We start from the raw sequence: 567 nt of genomic DNA, 5'->3' as shown, positions 1-567 counted from the left end.
GTTCTGGTTGATGACATAGACCGAGCCGTCGGCCTTGAGGTTGCCGAGGATCTGGCTCGGCTTGCCGTCGGTGCCGAGCACGCGGTTCAACGCCACCCAATTGCGGTTGCCCTGCTGGTCGAACGTCAGGTCGGTCTTGCCGCCGACGTTGAAGGTATCCCAGGTCAGGATCGCCTTCTGCTCGGTCTGCTTGATGCCGACCTTGCTGCGATCGCCGTCCGTGAACTCGGTCGGCAGGKTGGCGCCCTTCCACAGCGMCGCRTCGATMGTGCCGTCCGGACGCGTCACGCCGGTGCCGATCTTGAGGCCGGCCAGGCCGTTGGGCACCAGGTTCGGCAGGGCGTTGAGCTGCAGCTGCGCCGCGCTCCGCGCCGCCGCCTGGCTCGCCTGCTGCGCCTGCACGGCGAGCGTCGCCCGCCGCARCRYGTTCTGCGCCGCCCGCGCCGCCCGCGCCGCCTCCTGCTGACCGGACTGCGCCGCCGCAATCGCCGCCGCCGACGGCGTCGGCAGGTTGTTCCCGCTCGCCAGCGGATTGGCGGCAGCCCCCGGCGACGCCAGCGCCAGAGC

General features: G+C 71.4%; 1 protein-coding gene. It reads right to left on the bottom strand.

All coding sequences use genetic code 11. The annotated features are described in order from the left end of the window. A partial coding sequence (locus AB4Z24_RS22530) for a filamentous hemagglutinin N-terminal domain-containing protein (RefSeq protein ID WP_441711896.1) occupies positions 1-567 on the bottom strand: 567 nt, incomplete at both ends.

Source organism: Hyphomicrobium sp. 2TAF46, assembly GCF_052114865.1.
In the GTDB taxonomy this organism is placed as follows: Bacteria; Pseudomonadota; Alphaproteobacteria; order Rhizobiales; family Hyphomicrobiaceae; genus Hyphomicrobium_B.
This window is presented reverse-complemented; position numbering and strand designations above follow the sequence as displayed.